The sequence below is a fragment of the Nonomuraea sp. NPDC049480 genome, from assembly GCF_044465905.1.
GTDB lineage: Bacteria > Actinomycetota > Actinomycetes > Streptosporangiales > Streptosporangiaceae > Nonomuraea.
Genome location: NZ_JBITMD010000001.1, coordinates 949,689 through 967,682, shown reverse-complemented (window position 1 = coordinate 967,682; position 17,994 = coordinate 949,689). Strand labels below are relative to the sequence as shown.

Annotated in this window: 19 protein-coding genes; 15 read left to right on the top strand and 4 right to left on the bottom strand. The window is 69.7% G+C overall.

Annotated features, from left to right (window positions below):
- The first annotated feature begins 244 nt into the window (after positions 1-244).
- From ACIBX3_RS04510 to ACIBX3_RS04485, 6 genes are all read left to right on the top strand, one after another.
- A complete protein-coding gene (locus tag ACIBX3_RS04510) occupies positions 245-1,315 on the top strand; it encodes a BMP family protein (RefSeq protein WP_397112999.1) in 1,071 nt (356 codons plus the stop codon).
- An 84-nt stretch (positions 1,316-1,399) separates the two neighbouring features.
- Positions 1,400-3,010, top strand: coding sequence for an ABC transporter ATP-binding protein (locus tag ACIBX3_RS04505; protein WP_397112997.1), 1,611 nt, complete (start codon positions 1,400-1,402; stop codon positions 3,008-3,010).
- Positions 3,010-4,152: an ABC transporter permease gene (locus tag ACIBX3_RS04500; RefSeq protein WP_397112995.1), complete on the top strand. Its 1,143-nt coding sequence runs from the start codon at positions 3,010-3,012 to the stop codon at positions 4,150-4,152. Before ACIBX3_RS04505 ends, ACIBX3_RS04500 begins: the two co-directional genes overlap by 1 nt.
- Complete coding sequence (locus tag ACIBX3_RS04495; RefSeq protein ID WP_397112993.1) at positions 4,149-5,429, top strand: ABC transporter permease; 1,281 nt, start codon at positions 4,149-4,151, stop codon at positions 5,427-5,429. Before ACIBX3_RS04500 ends, ACIBX3_RS04495 begins: the two co-directional genes overlap by 4 nt.
- The gene (locus ACIBX3_RS04490) at positions 5,426-5,821 is read left to right on the top strand and encodes a cytidine deaminase (RefSeq protein WP_397112991.1); all 396 of its coding nucleotides are present in this window, start codon (positions 5,426-5,428) and stop codon (positions 5,819-5,821) included. Before ACIBX3_RS04495 ends, ACIBX3_RS04490 begins: the two co-directional genes overlap by 4 nt.
- Positions 5,821-7,101 carry a thymidine phosphorylase gene (locus ACIBX3_RS04485; protein WP_397112989.1) on the top strand — a complete coding sequence of 427 codons (1,281 nt, stop codon included), beginning with the start codon at positions 5,821-5,823 and terminating at the stop codon, positions 7,099-7,101. The genes ACIBX3_RS04490 and ACIBX3_RS04485 overlap by 1 nt, the downstream gene beginning before the upstream one ends.
- 70 nt (positions 7,102-7,171) lie before the next feature.
- Here ACIBX3_RS04485 and ACIBX3_RS04480 read toward each other — a convergent pair whose 3' ends face one another.
- Positions 7,172-7,558, bottom strand: a complete 387-nt coding sequence (locus ACIBX3_RS04480; protein WP_397112987.1) for a MarR family winged helix-turn-helix transcriptional regulator — start codon at positions 7,556-7,558, stop codon at positions 7,172-7,174.
- Between the two features lie 159 nt (positions 7,559-7,717).
- On the opposite strand from ACIBX3_RS04480, the gene ACIBX3_RS04475 reads away from it, so the two are divergent.
- The 5 genes from ACIBX3_RS04475 to ACIBX3_RS04455 all read left to right on the top strand — a co-directional run bounded on the left by ACIBX3_RS04475 (position 7,718) and on the right by ACIBX3_RS04455 (position 11,850).
- On the top strand, positions 7,718-9,082 hold the full coding sequence (locus tag ACIBX3_RS04475) for an MFS transporter (protein WP_397112985.1): 1,365 nt from the start codon (positions 7,718-7,720) through the stop codon (positions 9,080-9,082).
- A 127-nt stretch (positions 9,083-9,209) separates the two neighbouring features.
- Positions 9,210-9,800 carry a hypothetical protein gene (locus ACIBX3_RS04470; RefSeq protein ID WP_397112983.1) on the top strand — a complete coding sequence of 197 codons (591 nt, stop codon included), beginning with the start codon at positions 9,210-9,212 and terminating at the stop codon, positions 9,798-9,800.
- 4 nt (positions 9,801-9,804) lie between these two features.
- The gene (locus ACIBX3_RS04465; protein ID WP_397112981.1) at positions 9,805-10,185 is read left to right on the top strand and encodes a cupin domain-containing protein; all 381 of its coding nucleotides are present in this window, start codon (positions 9,805-9,807) and stop codon (positions 10,183-10,185) included.
- A complete protein-coding gene (locus ACIBX3_RS04460) occupies positions 10,169-11,242 on the top strand; it encodes an adenosine deaminase (protein WP_397112979.1) in 1,074 nt (357 codons plus the stop codon). Before ACIBX3_RS04465 ends, ACIBX3_RS04460 begins: the two co-directional genes overlap by 17 nt.
- Positions 11,239-11,850, top strand: coding sequence for a hypothetical protein (locus ACIBX3_RS04455; RefSeq protein WP_397112977.1), 612 nt, complete (start codon positions 11,239-11,241; stop codon positions 11,848-11,850). The genes ACIBX3_RS04460 and ACIBX3_RS04455 overlap by 4 nt, the downstream gene beginning before the upstream one ends.
- 31 nt (positions 11,851-11,881) lie before the next feature.
- Here the strand turns inward: ACIBX3_RS04455 and ACIBX3_RS04450 are convergent, their stop codons facing one another.
- Positions 11,882-12,085 (bottom strand): hypothetical protein, encoded by a 204-nt coding sequence (locus ACIBX3_RS04450; RefSeq protein WP_397112975.1) that lies wholly within the window; start codon positions 12,083-12,085, stop codon positions 11,882-11,884.
- A 152-nt stretch (positions 12,086-12,237) separates the two neighbouring features.
- Here ACIBX3_RS04450 and ACIBX3_RS04445 point away from each other — a divergent pair, with 152 nt between their 5' ends.
- Genes ACIBX3_RS04445 through ACIBX3_RS04435 form a run of 3 tightly spaced genes read left to right on the top strand, consistent with a single transcriptional unit; the run spans position 12,238 to position 14,481 of the window.
- Positions 12,238-13,056 (top strand): MerR family transcriptional regulator, encoded by an 819-nt coding sequence (locus tag ACIBX3_RS04445; RefSeq protein WP_397112973.1) that lies wholly within the window; start codon positions 12,238-12,240, stop codon positions 13,054-13,056.
- The gene (locus ACIBX3_RS04440) at positions 13,056-13,976 is read left to right on the top strand and encodes a sigma-70 family RNA polymerase sigma factor (protein ID WP_397112971.1); all 921 of its coding nucleotides are present in this window, start codon (positions 13,056-13,058) and stop codon (positions 13,974-13,976) included. Before ACIBX3_RS04445 ends, ACIBX3_RS04440 begins: the two co-directional genes overlap by 1 nt.
- A 16-nt stretch (positions 13,977-13,992) precedes the next feature.
- Positions 13,993-14,481 (top strand): GyrI-like domain-containing protein, encoded by a 489-nt coding sequence (locus ACIBX3_RS04435; RefSeq protein ID WP_397112969.1) that lies wholly within the window; start codon positions 13,993-13,995, stop codon positions 14,479-14,481.
- Between the two features lie 118 nt (positions 14,482-14,599).
- On the opposite strand, the gene ACIBX3_RS04430 is transcribed toward ACIBX3_RS04435, so the two are convergent.
- Entirely contained in the window at positions 14,600-15,994 is a 1,395-nt protein-coding gene (locus ACIBX3_RS04430) for an NAD(P)H-quinone dehydrogenase (RefSeq protein ID WP_397112967.1), read from the bottom strand.
- 161 nt (positions 15,995-16,155) lie between these two features.
- On the opposite strand from ACIBX3_RS04430, the gene ACIBX3_RS04425 reads away from it, so the two are divergent.
- A complete protein-coding gene (locus ACIBX3_RS04425) occupies positions 16,156-16,644 on the top strand; it encodes a gamma-glutamylcyclotransferase (RefSeq protein ID WP_397112965.1) in 489 nt (162 codons plus the stop codon).
- Here ACIBX3_RS04425 and ACIBX3_RS04420 read toward each other — a convergent pair.
- Positions 16,641-17,942 (bottom strand): MFS transporter, encoded by a 1,302-nt coding sequence (locus ACIBX3_RS04420; protein WP_397112963.1) that lies wholly within the window; start codon positions 17,940-17,942, stop codon positions 16,641-16,643. The genes ACIBX3_RS04425 and ACIBX3_RS04420 overlap by 4 nt on opposite strands.
- Between the last annotated feature and the right edge of the window lie 52 nt (positions 17,943-17,994).

Sequence of the window (17,994 nt, the reverse complement as noted above, 5' to 3'; positions counted from 1 at the left end):
ATGATCCGGCCCCGGGCAAGAGGTGATTAACTACCAAAGTTGGGCAAAAGTTGCCCAACGCACGGCGTAGCCCCGTAAATGGGGATTCAGGTCACGGACGCGCCTGATGTCGATAACGGAGCGGTTGCGACCCTGTGTGCTGGTTTGGTCTGCCCTGGTCAAGCAACTATCTTCCGTGCAGGTGCCGTACGTTTCTTCGCGCCTGCGATGAAGTTCGACGGCGGGGAAATGGAAGGGAGTCGCCTTGCTCGGCAAGCGATTCAACAGGACGGCGCTCGGCACGGTCGCCGGCGTCATGCTCATGGCAGCGGCCGCCTGTGGCGGCGGTGGTGGGGGCGCCACGACGGCCAGCGAGGCGCCGACCGGCGGCGCGAGCAGCGAGGCGCCCAAGAGCGCGCTCAAGGTGGGTCTCGCGTTCGACATCGGCGGACGGGGTGACAAGTCCTTCAACGACTCGGCGTACGCGGGCCTGGAGAAGGCCAAGACGGACCTCGGCGCCGAGATCAAGGACCTGAGCCCGGCCGCCGACGGCTCCAACCGAGGCGACCTGCTGCGCCAGCTCGCCGACGCGGGCTACAACCCGATCATCGGTGTCGGCTTCGCCTACGGTGAGGACATCAAGAAGGCGGCCGAGGAATACCCGGACATTCAGTTCGCGGTCGTCGACTCGGCGTCCAACGCGTCCAACGTGACCGGCCTGCTGTTCGCTGAGGAGCAGGGCTCCTACCTGGCGGGCGTCGCGGCCGCGACCAAGTCGAAGAGCGGCCACCTCGGCTTCGTCGGCGGCGTCGAGAACGACCTGATCAAGAAGTTCGAGGCGGGCTTTGTGGCCGGCGCGAAGTCGGTCAAGCCGGACGTCAAGATCGACATCAAGTACCTCACGCCCGACGGGGACTTCTCCGGCTTCAAGGCCCCCGACAAGGGCAAGGTGGCGGCCGACAAGATGTACCAGGACGGCGCGGACATCGTCTACCACGCCTCCGGTGACTCCGGCCTCGGCGTGTTCCAGGCGGCGGCCGCGGCCAAGAAGCAGGCCATCGGTGTCGACTCCGACCAGCGCCAGACCGTCAAGGAGACCGACCTGCAGTCGGTCATCATGACCTCGATGCTCAAGCGCGTGGACGTCGGTGTGTTCGAGTACATCAAGGCCTTCCAGGGCGGCGCCAAGGGCGGCAGCAACGTCATCTACGACCTCAAGGTCGACGGCGTGGGCCTGGCCACCACCGGCGGCGAGATCGACGACATCAAGGACAAGCTCGACGCTGCCAAGAAGGACATCGTCGACGGCAAAATCACGGTTCCGGCCAAGCCGTAACCTGGGCAGGATCAACGACTGAGGGCCCGAAGTCGTCCGCTTCGGGCCTTTCGTCTATCCCGCCCTGCTGCTAGGAGAGGCGAAATGAGTGCTGACACCCTGGCCACGGCGAAACCCGCCGTAGAGCTGGAGGGCATCACCAAGCGTTTCCCCGGTGTCGTCGCGAACCACGACATCCGTATCACCGTCGAACCCGGGACGGTGCACGCCATCGTCGGGGAGAACGGCGCAGGCAAGTCCACCCTGATGAAGATCCTGTACGGCATGCAGAAGCCGGACGAGGGCACCATCAGGGTCAACGGCACGGAAGTCGCTTTCCGCACGCCGAGCGACGCCATCGCGGTCGGCATCGGCATGGTCCACCAGCACTTCATGCTGGCCGACAACCTCACCGTGCTGGAGAACATCGTCCTCGGCGCCGAGCCCAAGAAGGGCGGCAGGCTCGACACGGCCGGGGCACGCAAGCGCATCGACGACCTGGCCGCGAGCCACGGCCTGCGGGTCGACCCCGACAAGCTCGTGGAGGACCTCGGCGTCGGCGACCGCCAGCGCGTGGAGATCCTCAAGGTCCTCTACCGCGGCGCCCGCATCCTCATCCTCGACGAGCCGACGGCCGTCCTGGTCCCGCAGGAGGTCGAGGAGCTCTTCCAGAACCTGCGCGAGCTCAAGGCCGAGGGCCTGACCGTCATCTTCATCTCGCACAAGCTCGACGAGGTGCTCGACATCGCCGACGCGATCACCGTGATCCGGCGCGGCACCACGGTCGCGAGCCTGCCCAGAAGCGAGGTCACCAGCGCCCGCCAGCTCGCCGAGCTCATGGTCGGCAGCGAGCTGCCCACGCCCGAGACCCGCGAGTCCACGGTGACCGACCGCGTGGCGTTCAAGACCGGCCACCTCACCATGGAGGCCGAGGGATATCACCCGGCGCCGAAGGGCACGCCGGTCGCGACGTACGTCGAGAAGCTGCGCGCCGACGGCAAGCGGCTGCTGCTCGACGACGTGTCGTTCGAGATCCACGAGGGCGAGATCCTCGGCATCGCGGGCGTCGAGGGCAACGGGCAGTCCGAGCTGATCGAGGCCATCATGGGCATCCGCCCCGCGCACGGCTCGATCACCCTCGGCGAGCAGGACATGAGCGCCTGGTCCACGCTCAAGCGCCGGGAGTCGGGCATCGGCTACATCCCCGAGGACCGGCACCGGCAGGGCCTGCTGCTGGAGGCCTCCCTCTGGGAGAACCGCGTGCTCGGCCACCAGACCAGGAAGCCCGCGCGCAACGGCATCTGGGTGGACCGGCGCGCCGCCAAGGCCGACACCGAGCGCATCGTCAAGGACTACGACGTGCGCACGCCGAGCGTCGAGACCCTGGCCCTGGCGCTGTCCGGCGGCAACCAGCAGAAACTGATCGTGGGCCGCGAGATGAGCGGGACGCCCAAGTTCCTCATCGCCGCGCATCCCACCCGCGGCGTGGACGTCGGCGCGCAGGCCGCCATCTGGGACCACCTGCGTAACGCTCGCGCGGCGGGTCTCGCCGTGCTGCTGATCTCCGCCGACCTCGACGAGCTGATCGGCCTGTCCGACACGATCCAGGTGATCTACAGGGGACGGCTCGTGGCCGCGCTCGACCCTTCCGACATCACGCCCGAGCGGCTGGGCGGCTACATGACCGGCGCGATCGCCGGAACCGAGGAGACGTGATGCCCGCGGGGCTCAACCGGGCGCTGCTCACCGTGGCCGGCGCCGTCGTCGCGATCGTGCTCGCCATCGCGATCTCCAGCGTGGCGATCATCGCCGCGGGCGCCAGCCCGCTGGACGCCTTCGCCGCCTTCTTCGACTTCGGCGCCAACGAACGGGCGGAGTCCAACGCGATCGCGGCCTTCCTCAACCGGGCGGTGCCGCTCTTCATCGCCGGCCTGGCCGTGGCCGTCGGCTTCCGCATGAACCTCTTCAACATCGGCGTCGAGGGGCAGTACCGGCTCGCCGCCATCTGCGCGGCGTACGTGGGCTCGACGTTCACGGCGCCCGCGCCGATCCAGATCGCGGTGATCATCATCGTGGCGGCGGCCGTCGGCGGGCTCTACGCGCTGATCCCGGCGGTCATGAAGGTGACCAGGGGCGTGAACGAGGTCATCTCCACGATCATGCTCAACTACATCGCGATCAACCTGACGTCCTACCTCGTACGCGGCCCGTTCGCGGGACAGCGCGCCGAGGGGCAGCTCACCACGTCGACACCGCAGCTGCCGGAGTCGGCCATGATCCCTGACCTGAACTTCGTCTTCAACTGGTTCGGGATGCTCGCGCCGACCCGCGGCGGCGGCGTGTGGGGCTTCCTGCTCGTGGCGATCGTGCTCGGCGTGGTGATCTGGGTCGTGCTGGAGCGCACCCGCTTCGGCTTTGACGTCAAGGCCAGCGGACTCAACGGGCCGGCCGCGCTCGCCTCGGGCGTTAACCCGAAAAAAATGATCATCGCGGCGATGGTGCTGTCCGGCGCGATCGCCGGCCTCATCGGCCTGCCCGAGATCCTCGGCGACCGGGGCGCGTTCAACTCCAACTTCACCGCCGGCCTGGGCTTCCTGGGCATCGCGGTGGCGCTGCTCGGCCGGAACACGCCGGTCGGCATCGCGATCGCCGCGTTGCTGTTCGCCTTCCTCGACCGGGCGCAGGGCGCCCTGCAGATCGCGGACGTGCCGCCGTCCGTCATCACGATCATTCAGGGTGTGACCGTCCTGCTGGTCGTCGTGGCCAACGAGGTGACGAACCGGCTCGCGCTCAGACTAGAAGAACGACGGGCCGCCCAGCAGCTCGGCGGGAACACTCCGGTTGAGGTGGCAGCATGACCAGGGTCGGCAAGTACCATGTGGCGCTCATCGCCGTAGCCGGGTTCATCCTGCTGATATCGCTCGTCCGCGTCGTGACGGACTACCCGGTCCTCACCTCGTCCGGCACCGTGGCCGTCGCGCTGGCCCTGGCGGTGCCGATCGGCCTGGCCGGGCTCGGCGGCCTGTGGGCCGAGCGGGCCGGCGTGGTCAACATCGGCCTTGAAGGCATGATGGTGCTCGGCACCTGGTTCGCCGGCTGGGCCGGATATCAGTGGGGCCCCGTGGCCGCGCTCATCGCCGGACTGCTCGGCGGCGCGCTCGGCGGCCTCATCCATGCCATCGCCACCGTGTCGTTCGGCGTGGACCACATCATCAGCGGCGTCGCCATCAACCTGCTCGGCCCCGGCGTCACCCGCTTCCTGTCCGAGGTGCTCTACAAGGAGGGCACGCCCGCGGCCGACGCCGGCGCGGGCATCACCACCTCGCCCGCGATCAGCGGGTCGGCGCCTTCGGTCAGCCTGCCGGTGCTGTCCGACGGGCCGGACGTGTTCGGCTGGCTGGAGAACACCCACTGGTTCCTGCTCTCCGACGTCGCTGGCATCCTGCGCGGCCTCACTCACGACGTGAGCCTCCTGACGATCCTGGCGGTTCTGCTGCTGCCGCTGACGTTCTTCGTGCTCTGGCGGACGGCCTTCGGCCTGCGGCTGCGCTCGGCGGGCGAGAACCCGTGGGCGGCCGAGTCGCTGGGCGTCAACGTCTACCGGATCAAGTACGCCGCGGTCGTCATCTCCGGCGCGTTCGCCGGGCTCGGCGGCGTGTTCCTGGTCTTCTTCTCCACCAAGTACGTCGAGGGCCAGACGCAGGGGCGTGGCTTCATCGGCCTCGCCGCCATGATCTTCGGCAACTGGCGGCCCGGGGGGCTCGCCGCCGGCGCCTCGCTGTTCGGCTACGCCGAGGGCCTGCGGCTGCGCAGCACCGGGGCGATCACCTCGTTCTTCCTCGTCGGCGCGGTGCTGCTGCTCGTCTACCTCGCGATCCAGCTCCGCCGGATGCTGGCGCCGGGCCGGCCCGCCGAGCTGGCGGCCATGGGCGCCAAGGAGTACATCCTGATAGGCGGCGCCGTCGTCGGCACGGGCGTGCTGTTCTGGCTCTGGCTGACCGTCGAGCAACTACCGAACGAGTTCGTCTACATGACGCCACACGTGCTCACGCTGCTCGTGCTCCTGGTGGCTTCGCAGCGCCTGCGGATGCCCAAGGCCGACGGCGTACGCTACCGCCGGGGGGAACAACATTGAGCATCGACTGGGACGGCCTGCGTGACGAGGCCGCGGAGGCCATGCGGCACGCGTACGCGCCGTACTCGAAGTTTCCGGTGGGCGCGGCCGCGCTCGTCGACGACGGGCGGATCGTCACCGGCTGCAACGTCGAGAACGCCTCATACGGGCTCGGCCTGTGCGCCGAGTGCGGGCTGGTGTCGGCGCTGCAGGCGTCCGGCGGCGGTCGGCTGGTGGCCTTCACCTGCGTGGACGGCCACGGCGAGCTGCTGATGCCGTGCGGCCGCTGCCGGCAGCTCCTGTACGAGTTCGGCGGCGAGGACCTGCTGGTCGAGACCGTGGACGGGCCGAAGCCGATGTCCGAGATCCTGCCGTACGCGTTCGGCCCGGACGATCTGAGCCGGAGCACGTGATGGACGCCATCGAGGTCATCCGCGCCAAGCGTGACGGCGGCGAGCTGACCACGGCCCAGATCGACTGGGTGATCGCCGCCTACACCCGCGGCGACGTGGCCGACGAGCAGATGTCCGCTCTGGCCATGGCCATCCTGCTGAACGGCATGAACCGGCGCGAGATCGCCGGCTGGACGCAGGCCATGATCAGCTCAGGCGAGCGCATGGACTGGTCGGCGCTGGACCGGCCCACCGCCGACAAGCACTCCACGGGGGGCGTCGGCGACAAGATCACGCTCCCGCTGGCGCCGCTGGTGGCGGCGTGCGGCGCTTACGTGCCGCAGCTGTCCGGCCGCGGCCTCGGTCACACCGGCGGCACCCTCGACAAGCTGGAGTCGATCCCCGGCTGGCGGGCCTCGCTCTCCAACGACGAGATGCTGAACGTCCTGCGCTCGGCGGGCGCGGTCGTCTGCGCGGCCGGCTCAGGCCTGGCGCCCGCCGACAAGAAGCTGTACGCGCTGCGCGACGTCACAGGAACCGTCGAGTCGATCCCGCTGATCGCCTCGTCGATCATGTCGAAGAAGATCGCCGAGGGCACCGGCTCGCTCGTCCTCGACGTCAAGGTGGGGTCCGGGGCGTTCATGAAGACCGTTCCCGCGGCCCGGGAGCTGGCCGAGACCATGGTCGCGCTCGGGACGGACGCCGGCGTGCGCACCGTCGCGCTGCTCACCGCGATGGACCGGCCGCTGGGCCGGGCCGTGGGCAACGCGCTGGAGGTCGAGGAGTCCGTCGAGGTGCTCGCGGGTGGCGGGCCCGCGGACGTGGTGGAGCTGACCGTGCGGCTGGCCCGGGAGATGCTGGAGGCGGCCGGGGTGTCCGCGGGCAAGGACCCGGCCAAGGCGCTGCAGGACGGCTCGGCCATGGACGCGTGGCGGCGGATGATCTCCGCTCAGGGCGGGGATCCGGACGCCGTGCTGCCCCGGGCGGCCGAGACCATGACCGTCGAGGCGCCGGCGTCCGGGGTGCTGACCCGGCTGGACGCGTACGCGGTGGGGCTGGCGGCCTGGCGGCTGGGGGCCGGGAGGGCGCGCAAGGAGGATCCGGTGTCGTTCGGGGCCGGGGTCACGTTGCACGCCAAGCCCGGTGATCTGGTGCGGGCGGGGCAGCCGTTGATGACGTTGCACGCGGATGAGACGGCTCGCTTCGAGCGGGCCTTGGAGGCGCTGGAGGGCGGCTACGCGGTGGGGGAGGCCAGTGAGGAGCAGCTCCCGCTGGTGATCGACCGCATCACCGCGTCCTGACGGCTCGGAAGGCGGCGGGCCCTGCCCCGCCGCTGCCCGGCGCGCCACGATGAGGGCGCCCGGGGCGGTGTCAGCTCGTCATGGCCGAAGTGTCGGCGAAGATATCCCTGAGGACGGCGCGTTGCGTGGGGAGGGCTTCGGCGTGGCGGGCGCGGCCCTCCGGGGTGATGCAGACGAAGACGCCGCGGCGGTCGGAGCTGCAGGCGTCGCGGGAGACGAGCGCCGCCCTCTCCAGCCGGGCCACCACCCGGGACAGGGCGCTCTGGCTCAGGTGGACCTCGTCGCAGAGCTCCTGCAGGCGCAGCTTCCTGTCGTGGTGGACGATCCGGTCCAGCACCTCGAACTCGCTGGGCCCCAGCCCATGCCGATCGCCCAGCTCGCGCTCCAGAGCGCACATGGCCTTGGCGTGCTTGGCCAGGACGTATTGCCAGGTCTCGACCACGAACTGCTCGTCCATGTCGCGGAGGTTACCACTCCGCTAAAACTCATGCAACGGAATTAAATGCGCTTGCATTAGATGTGGATGCATGTATTGTTCTGATCCATGTCCTCTTCCTCTCCCTCACCTTCCGTACCTGTTTCATCCCGTTGGGCCGCGCTTGCCGTTCTCTGCGCAGTGATATTTCTTGACGCCCTGGACGTCTCGATGGTCGGTGTCGCCCTGCCGGCCATCCAGCACGATCTGGGCTTGAGCACCTCGTCCCTGCAGTGGGTGGTCAGCGGTTACGTGCTCGGCTACGGCGGTCTTCTGTTGCTCGGGGGCAGGACCGCCGATCTGCTCGGGCGGCGCAGGGTGTTCCTGATCGCCTTGGGCGTGTTCGCCGTGGCGTCGTTGTTCGGCGGGATCGTGGACGACGGCGCCTTGCTGATCGCGGCCAGGTTCGTCAAGGGTGTGGCCGCCGCGTTCACCGCGCCCGCGGCGTTTTCGATCATCACCACGACGTTTCCCGAGGGCCCGGAGCGCAACAAGGCACTGAGCATCTTCACCGCCTGCGGCGCGAGCGGCTACTCGCTCGGCCTGGTGATCTCCGGTCTGCTGACCCAGCTCGACTGGCGGTTGACGCTGCTGATGCCGGTGCCCGTCGCGATCATCGCGCTGGTCGCCGCGCTGAAGGTGCTGCCGAAGGGCGCCGAGGAGCGGGCCGAGGGCGGCCATGACGTCCTCGGCGCCGTGCTGATCACCGCCTCGATGCTGCTGCTGGTCTTCACCGTCGTGCAGGCACCCGAGGCCGGCTGGGCCTCCTTCCGCACCATCGGCTCGCTGGTGGCCGTGGCCGCGCTGCTCGGGCTTTTCGTCATCACTGAGCTGCGGATGAAGCACCCGCTGGTGCGGCTCGGCATCCTGCGCTCCGGTCACATCGTGCGGGCCAACCTCGGCCTGGTCATCCTGTTCGGCTCGTACGTGGCCTTCCAGTTCGTGGCCATGCAGTACTTCCAGAACCTCCTGGGCTGGTCGGCCCTGGGCACCGCCCTGGCCTTCGTGCCCGCCGGTCTGCTGGTCGCGATCACCTCCACCAAGATGGGCGACTTCGCCGACAGGTTCGGCACCGGCAAGATGATCGTCATCGGCGCGGCCGCCCTGGCCGGCGGGTACGCGATCTTCCTGGGCATCGACTCCTCGCCCAGCCTGGCCGGCATGGTGATCCCGGGGATGCTGCTGCTCGGCGTCGCGTTCGCGCTGTCGTTCCCCGCCCTGAACATCCAGGCCGTCAGCGGCGTGGACGACGACGAGCAGGGGCTGGCCTCCGGGCTGCTCAACACCTCCGGGCAGGTGGGCGGCGCCATCGTGCTGGCCGTGGTCACCGCCGTGCTGACCTCGGGCGGCGCCGGCGAGACGCTCTCGATCGACTCCCTGCGCGCGGCCATCGTGGTGTCGCTGGTGCTCGCCCTGGTCGGGCTGGCGATCTCCGCGACCGGGCTGCGCGGCCGCAAGGCCGCGGCCGTGGAGCAGGACGACGCGAAGGTCTACGAGACCGTCTGACGCTGTGGACAAAGGGGCCCCGCCGTCCTGGTGGGGCCCTTCCCGTCATCCCGTACTCGCTCGGAAAAGGCCCTGGGATCTGGGGAAACGCCGCTTGCGGAGGCGTGGGCCTGGGCATCTACCGGGCATGCGACCGTCATCCCCGTCCGGAGGCAGGTCGTCGCGCGCCCGCGTCGTCGCCCCGCTCGCCTGCCTGGCCGTCCTCACCGCCTGCGGCCAGACCATCCAGACCGCCCTGCCCGAAACCCCGTCCGCGACCGAATCGACCGCGGCCCCCGCGCCGAGCGCCCCGACCAGCACGGCCGAGGTCGACGTCGAACGGGACGGCATCGAGCCCGCCGTCGTGACAGCCGTGCGGTACGACGCCCACGAAACGTACGACCGCCTGGTCATCGACCTCAAAGGCGATATCCCTGGATACAACGTGAGATGGGTGGACGAGTTCGTACAGGACGGCTCCGGCAAGCCCATCGACGTACGTGGGGGCGCGTACCTGCAACTCACGCTCTTCCCCGCCAACGCCCACGACGACGACGGCCGGCCCACCTGGGAGGGCGGCCCGATCTACCCGGCCGACCTGGGCAACCTCACCGACGTCGTACGGACCGGCGACTTCGAGGGCCGCGTCGGCATCGGGCTGGTGCTGGCCAGGCAGGCCGCGTTCCAGCTCATGGAGCTGGCCGCGCCCAACCGGCTGGTGCTCGACGTGGCACACTGACCTCGTGGTGAGAAAGATCGAGGGCCCGGCCCGCGTCCCCGTCCCCGGCGGCAAGCTCATCGACGAGCACGTCGGCCGTGTCAGCAGCGGCGAAGAGGCCGTCTCCATCGCCCGCATGACCGCGCCGCCGGGCTGGGAGGAGCCGGCGCAGACGCCCTCGTTCACCGAGTACACCGTGGTCCTGCGCGGCACCGTGATCGTGGAGCACGACGGCGGCCGGACGGAGGTCGCGGCCGGGCAGTCGGTGGTGACGTCGCCGGGCGAGAAGGTCCGCTACAGCGTCGGTCCCGAGGGTGCCGAATACATCGCGATCTGCCTGCCCGCCTTCTCGCCGGAGAGCGCGGGCCGAGACCGCATATCATGGCCGGATGAGCCCCACGTTTGACGAGATCCGGCGGGCTCCCAAGGTGTTGCTGCACGATCACCTCGACGGCGGGCTCCGCGCCGAGACGATCGTCGAGCTCGCCCGGGAGACCGGTTACGGTCGGCTGCCCACCACCGATGCCGACAATCTGCGCCAGTGGTTCGAGGAGGCGTCGGATTCGGGATCGCTCGTACGTTACCTGGAGACGTTCGACCACACCGTCGGGGTCATGCAGACCCGCGAGTCGCTCGTGCGGGTGGCCGCCGAGTGCGCCGAGGACCTGGCGGCGGACGGTGTGGTCTACGCCGAGGTGCGCTTCGCCCCCGAGCAGCACACCACCACCGGGCTGAGCCTCGACCAGGTGGTGGAGGCGGTGCTCGACGGCTTCAAGCAGGGCTCGGAGGGCCGCGGGATCCGCGTCGGCACGCTGCTCACGGCCATGCGCCACCAGGCCCGCTCCATGGAGATCGCCGAGCTCGCCGTGCGCTACCGCGACGTGGGCGTGGTGGGCTTCGACATCGCCGGGGCGGAGGCCGGATACCCGCCCACCAGGCATCTCGACGCCTTCGAATACCTGCAGCGGGAGAACGCGCACTTCACCATCCACGCGGGCGAGGCGTTCGGGCTGCCCTCGATCTGGCAGGCCATCCAGTGGTGCGGCGCCGACCGGCTGGGGCACGGCGTGCGGATCATCGACGACATCGCCGTGGCCGACGACGGTCCCGCCAAGCTGGGGCGGCTGGCGGCCTACGTCCGGGACAAGCGCATCCCGCTGGAGATGTGTCCCACGTCCAATCTGCAGACCGGGGCCGCCGCGTCGATCGCCGAGCATCCCATCGGGCTGCTGCGGCGGCTCTACTTCCGGGTCACGGTCAACACCGACAACCGGTTGATGAGCCGGACGAGCCTGTCGCTGGAGTTCGCCAAGCTGGTCGAGGCGTTCGGGTACGGCTGGGACGACCTGCAGTGGTTCACGGTCAATGCGATGAAGTCGGCGTTCATCCCGTTCGACGAGCGGCTGGCGCTCATCAACGGCCGGATCAAGCCGGGGTTCGCGCAGCTCAAGTGGCAGTCGTGAAGCAGGTTTACCGGGGCAAGACCGCGTTCGTGCTGGCGTGGGTCTGGCTGGCCTTCGTCGCCTTCAACGTCTGGGACCTGATCAGCAAGTACAACGGCAAGCCGTCCCTGGTGGCGCTGGCCGTGCTGGGCGTGCTGACCGCGCTGGTCTACGTCGTGGCGCTGCGGCCGGCGACCGTGTTCACAGAGGCGGAGCTGGTCGCCCGCAACCCGTTCCGTACGACGTACATGCCGTGGACGTCCATCGAGGACGTCACCGTGTCACACGCCATCGGCCTCCACTACGGCGAGGAGCAGGTGCTGCGGTTGTGGACGCCGATGAGCAGCGCCCGGGAGCGGGCCAAGGCGCAGCGGCGCGGCATGTCCGGGCAGCGGCGCGGGCGGCTGAGCGCCGAGCCCGTGCTGAGCAAGGGCGAGCAGGCGGCGGCGGAGGCGTTCGCGGGCAAGACGCACGCCGACTGGGTGGGCGATCAGATCCGCGAGCGCGCCGAGTCGGCCCGGCGCCGCGACGGCGAGGCGGCGCCGGTCCGGGCCGTCTGGTCCTACGACGCGATCGCGGTGCTGGCCGTCGCGGTCGCGCTCGTCATCGTGGCGATCGTTACTCCCTGACCCTGCGCCGTGCTGGTGGTCGTGGCGATCGTCATTCCCTGACCTTGCGCGACTCGGCGAACCTGGCCATGCCCGCCTGTGCGAGCCCGGTCTCCTCGACCTGCCCGGCGGCCTCCGTCTCGCGCTCGAAGGCCCGCTCGACCTCCTCCCGTGGAGGGCGTAACAGCGACAGGTGGACGGCCGTGGCAGTGCCGGGGACCGTCCAGCGGCGGACGCGGGCGATGGCCGTCTCCACCAGCGCCTCCTGCGGGACGATCTCGTCCAGGAGGCCCGCCGCCAGCGTTGGTCATGCCGACCTCTCCGGCCAGATCGCGAAATATCCCAACGCCCTTTTAAACGCCATAGGTTGACCCTGACACCGTGTCAGGGCCTACACCTGGAGAGGTCATGTTCAGCATCGGAGACTTCGCCAGGCTGGGGCTCGTGTCCGTACGCATGCTCCGCCACTACGACGCGATCGGTTTGCTGCGCCCCGCGCACGTGGACCCGGTCACCGGCTACCGGTCCTACCAGGCCGCGCAGTTGTCCAGGCTCAACCGCATCGTCGCGATCAAGGATCTCGGCTTCACGCTGGAGCAGGTCAGGGCGATCCTCGACGAGAAGGTGAGCGCGGAGGAACTGCACGGCATGGTCCGCCTGCGCCGCGCCCAGCTCGAGGCCCAGATCGCCTCCGATCTCGCCAGGCTGCGGGGCGTGGAGGCGAGGCTCCGCACGATCGAGACAGAGGGGTATATGAAGACGGCCGAGGTCGTGTTGAAGAGGGTGGCCCCGCTACGTGTGGCCCAGCTCCGTGCCCGCGCGGCCAGCTACGACGGCGAGGACGTGGGCCCCGTCATCCAGCCGCTGTTCCGCGAGATCTGCTGCCGGACGGCGGCGGCCGGCGTGCCGATCGTGGGCCCCGGTCTGGCCTGCTATATGGAGGAGGAGGACGGATCGGTCATGGTGCACGCATGCCTGCCGGTCACCGTGCCGCCCGACGACTCCTACGACTTCGAGGTGCTCGACCTGCCCGCCATCGAGACGGCGGCCACGATCATCCATGAGGGGCCGATGGAGGAGGTCGGGCCGACGTTCCAGGCGCTGGCGCACTGGATCGAGGAGAACGGCTTCCGCTCGCATGGCCTGGCCAGAGAGATCTCCCTGCATTGCCCGGACAACGTGGACGAGTGGGTGACCGAGCTCCAGATGGAAGTGACTCCGGCGTAGTGGACACCATCGACCTGGAGCGGCACCGGATCGAGCTGACCGGTTACTGCTACCGCATGCTCGGCTCGGGGTTCGAGGCCGAGGACGCCGTACAGGAGACGTTCGTCCGGGTCTGGCGCACGTACGACCCGGCCAGGGGGCCGCTGCGCCCGTGGCTGTTCCATCTGGCCACGAACATCTGCCTCGACATGCTGCGCGGCCCGCAGCGCCGGGCGCGCGCCATGGACCTCGTCCCCGACGCGATCCCCGGTGACGGCCTCGGCGCCCCGCTCTCGCCGGACCGGTGGATCCACCCCATTCCGGACGCCCGCGCCCTCGACCCGGCGGATGTGTCGGTGGCGAAGGAGACGATCCGGCTGGCGTTCGTGGCGGCCCTGCAACATCTGCCGCCCCGTCAGCGTGCCGTCCTCATCCTCCGCGACGTGCTGAAATGGTCCGCCGCCGAGACGGCGGGGCTGCTGGGCACCACGGTCACGTCCGTCAACAGCGCCCTGCAACGCGCCCGCGCCAGGCTCCCGGCGACCGGGGAGGCCGACGCGGAGGTGGACGAGAGTCTGCTGGACCGCTACGTGTCGGCGTTCGAGCGCTATGACGTGGCGGCGCTGGTGTCGTTGCTCCACGAGGACGCCACGTCGTCGATGCCGCCGTTCACGTGGTGGCTGCGCGGGCGCGAGAACATCCGCACCGTCCTGCTCGCGGCCGAGGCCGACGCCGCGTGCGCCGGCTCCCGCCTCGTCCCGACGCGGGCCAACGGCTCCCCGGCCTTCGGGCAGTACGTGAACGGCGAGCCGTTCGCCCTGGTGGTCCTCGACGTCGCCGGCGGCCTGATCATCGGCGACACCACGTACCTGGATCCTGGCCTGTTCCCGTACTTCGGACTGCCGATGAGTTTCGGGCACGTGCTCCGTACTGAGAGGTGAAGGAGGAAACAGAGACATGCCAGAGATCATCGAACTTCCCGAGCGTCCGTACGTCGGCGTGCGCAGGACCATCACCATGACCCAGTTCGGCCTCGTCGGCGACCGGATCGGTGAGATCATCGGCTGGCTGGCCGAGCGCGGTCAGTATCCGGCCGGGGCGCCGTTCTTCAGGTACGACGAGATCGACATGGCCGCCGATCGGCTGGTGGTGCAGGCGGGAGTGCCGCTCGCCACGCCGGTGGAGGGCGAGGGCGACATCTTCGCCGACGTCCTGCCCGCGGGCCGCTACGTCGCCGTCTCCCACCACGGCCACCCGGACCAGCTCATCGGCGTCACCGACTCGATGCTGAAGTGGGCCAAGGACCAGGGCCTGACCTGGGACATGACGGAGAAGGACGGGACGGAGCACTGGGGGTGCCGGCTGGAGCTCTACAACACGAACCCGGCCGAGGAACCCGACATGAACAACTGGGACACCGACCTGCAGTTCCGCCTGAAGGACTGAACCATGGCGCGACGCCCGGCGAGGATTCCGGGCGTCGCGCTCCAGCGGGTTGAAGGGGGGTTCCGTCCCTTGACCATGGCCGGGGACCTGGCCGGAGATCCTGACGGGGGACGGCCGGTCAGATGCCGCTGGCCGTCTGGGGCTGCATGAGGCGGCGGGCGGCCTCGGTGATGGAGCCGGACAGCGACGGGTAGACCGCGAACGTGTGCGCCAGCTGGTCGACCGTCAGCCGCTGCTGGACGGCCACCGACACCGCCAGGATCAGCTCCGACGCCCGCGGCGCCACCACGACCCCGCCCAGCACGATCCCGGTGTGCGGCCGGCAGAACAGCTTGACGAACCCGTCGTTGAAGCCCTGCATCTTGGCCCGGGCGTTCGTGGCGAGCGGCAGCTTGACGACGTTCGCCTCGATCTCCCCCTCCTCGATGGCCCGCTGGGCGACCCCGACCGCCGCGATCTCGGGATCCGTGAAGATGTTGGAGGCGACCGTGGCCAGGCGGAGCGGCTGGACGGCCTCGCCGAGCGCGTGCCAGACGGCGATGCGCCCCTGCATGGCGGCGACCGAGGCGAGCATGAGCACGCCCGTGCAGTCACCGGCCGCGTAGACGCCGGGCGCGGACGTGCGCGAGACCTTGTCGACCTTGACGAAACCGCCCCGATCGAGCTGGACCCCGGCCTCCTCCAGCCCCATCCCGGAGGTGTTGGGCACCATGCCGACCGTCATCAGCGCATGCGAGCCCTCGGCCGTACGCCCGTCCTCCAGCGTCACCACGACCCCGTCTTCGGTGCGCTTGACGGAGGAGGCCCGCGAGCGCCCCATGACGTTCATGCCACGCCGCCGATAGACCTCCTCGAGCGCCTCGGCCCCGTCGGCGTCCTCGTTGGGCATCATGCGGTCCCGGCTGGAGACCAGCGTGACCTCGGCGCCGAGCGACCGGTAGGCCCCGGCGAACTCCGCCCCCGTCACGCCCGACCCCACCACGATCAGGTGCTCCGGCAGCTCCTCCAGGTCGTACAGCTGCCGCCAGGTGAGGATGCGCTCTCCGTCGGGCTCGGCGCCGGGCAGCACACGCGGGGTCGCGCCGGTGGCCACGAGCAAGACGTCGGCCCGGATCGTCCGATCCCCCGCCCGCACCACCTGCGGGTCCACCAGCCGCCCGCGTGCCTTGATGATCTCGACGCCCTCGGCCTCGACCCGGGCGGCGATGTCCGCGGACTGGGCCTGCGCCAGCTCCTTCACCCGCTTGTTGACCATCGGCAGGTCGACGCCGACCGTCCCGGCGTCGCCGTCGGGCCCGCCGTCGAACGACAGCCCCAGCGAGGGCGCGTCGAGCAGCGCCTGCTTGCGGACCGAGGTCGCGATCAACGTCTTGGACGGCACGCAGTCGGTCAGCACGCACGCGCCGCCCGGGCCGTCCTGCTCGACCATCGTGACCTGCCCGCCTAGCTGGGCGGCCACCAGCGCCGCCTCGTAGCCGCCGGGTCCGCCACCGATGATCACGATCCTCGTCACGTGTCCCATTCTCCCGTACGCGCGGGGTCAAGCTGCAACCGGGCTCATTCCTCGCGGCAGACGCCGCGCACGGACGTCCGGATGGATCGACTCGGCCCCTCGGCATGGCAGGATGGCGCGGTAGCTGGACGACGAGCAGCACCCGGCGAGAGGGGTGGATCGTGGCGTGGCTCGCAGATTCGGGAAAGCCGCATGAGCTCAGGCTTTATGCCGCGTACGGCTCGAACATGGACCCGGAGCAGATGGCCATGCGCGCCCCGCACTCGCCGATCTGGGGCGTCGGCTGGCTGACCGGCTGGCGGCTGACGTTCGGCGGATACGACCCGGCCTGGGACGGCGCGCTGGCCACGATCGTCGAGGACCCGGACGAGCACGTGTTCGTCGTGCTCTACGACGTGCCGGAGTGGGAGGAGACCTCGCTCGACCAGTGGGAGGGTGCGGTACGCGGCGCCTACCACAAGGTGCGGCTGCGGGTGCAGACCCTCGACGGCGACGTCGTGGCCTGGTTCTACGCGCTCGACGGCTACGAGGGCGGCCTGCCGTCGGCCCGCTACCTGGGCAGCCTGGCGGAGGCGGCCGAGCGGGCGGGCGCCCCCGACGACTACGTCAAGGAGCTGCGGGAGCGCCCCTGCACCTCGTTCGGCGGCTAGCGCAGCGGCTGGTCCTTGGTCTCCTTCAGCACGAAGATGTAGACCAGCGTGGAGATCACCGCCAGCGCCGACATGTACCAAGGGAAGATCCCAACGTTCCCCGCGTCCTTGAGCGCGGTGCCGATCAGCGGAGCGGTGCCGCCGAAAAGCGCCACGGTCGCCGAGTACGGGAAGCCCGCACCGGCCGCCCGCACCCGGGTCGGGAACAGCTCGGAGTTCACCGCGGCCGAGATCGAGGTGAAGCACCCGAGGAAGAGCATGCCGACCAGCTGCACGGCCAGCAGGCTGCCGAACGAGTTGGACAGCGTGCTGAGCAGCGGCACCGGCAGGATCACGAAGGCGATCCCGAAGGTGATCATCATGGGCCTGCGGCCGATCCGGTCCGACAACATACCGAGCAGCGGCTGCAACACCATGAAGACGAACAGCGAGATCGTGCCGACCTGGAGCGACTCAGCCACGTCGAACTTGACGGTGATCTGCGCGTAGATCGGCAGGAAGGTCGTCCAGGTGTAGTAGGCGACGGTGCCCGCGATCGTGATGCCGACGATCGTGGCGGCGGCCCTGGGGTACTGCACCAGGAACTCGAACAACTTCGGCCGCTTGGCCTCGCCGCGCTGGATCTCCTCCGCGACGGCCGAGGTTTCGTCCGCGCTCTTGCGGATCCACAGGCCGACGAGGCTGAGCACGGCACCCACGATGAACGGGATGCGCCAGCCGTAGGAGTCCATGTCGGGCTTCGCCAGACTGGAGGTCAGCAGGGCGGCCAGCCCGAGGGCCAGCAGCTGGCCGATGGTGGTGCTGACGTACTGGAAGCTCGAGAACAGGCCACGGCGGCCGGGCGGGGCCGACTCCACCAGGAACGTCGTCGCGGCGGCGAACTCGCCGCCCACCGACAGTCCCTGGATGAGGCGGGCCAGGGTGAGGAGGATCGGTGACAGCAGGCCCACGGCCTCGTACGTCGGCGTCACGCCCAGCAGCAGCGACCCGGCGCCCATCAGCACGATCGTGAACGTCATCGCGGCCTTGCGCCCGAACCTGTCGGCGAACGCGCCCACCAGCAGGCCGCCCAGCGGGCGCATGAAGAAGCCGACGGCGAAGATGCCGTACACGCTCAGCAACGGCACCAGGCCACCGGCGCTCTTCGGGAAGACCTGGGCGGAGAAGATGGTCGCGAGGGCGCTGTAGGCATACCAGTCGTACCATTCGACGACGTTGCCGATGCTGGCCGCCATGAGCTGGCGGACACGGCTCTTCGGGATGCCGACGGGTGAGTGCGCGACGGGGGAGGTCGCCACGGGGGGCTCCTTTGCTACATGTGCGGTGATGGCTTACTTTGCATAGAGACGA